Consider the following 291-nt stretch of genomic DNA (forward strand, 5'->3'; position numbering starts at 1 on the left):
ATCGCTCCAGCGCTTCCAACGGTTGTAGAGCGTTTTGTGCGGGCCATATTCCCTCGGCGCATCTCGCCATCGTAAGCCATTGCGATTGAAGAAGATAATCCCGCTCAGGACGCGCTTGTCATCGACGCGAGGCTTGCCATGGGATTTGGGGAAGAAAGGCTCAAGACGCGCCATCTGCGAATCCGTCAGCCAGAAAAGATCAGACATGTTCACCGCTAGGTTTTCGAACCGTGAATCACGCTCCTAAGCGGAAATCAATGGGTCCTGACCCTAGGCACGGGTCCGAAGTCT

General features: G+C 55.0%; 1 protein-coding gene. It reads right to left on the minus strand.

Annotated features, from left to right (window positions below; all coding sequences use genetic code 11):
- On the minus strand, positions 1-207 hold a 207-nt coding region (locus tag A3764_RS00515; RefSeq protein WP_150122016.1), incomplete at its 3' end, for a transposase.
- Positions 208-291: the final 84 nt, after the last annotated feature.

The organism is Sulfitobacter sp. HI0129, assembly GCF_001635395.1.
Taxonomy (GTDB): domain Bacteria; phylum Pseudomonadota; class Alphaproteobacteria; order Rhodobacterales; family Rhodobacteraceae; genus Sulfitobacter.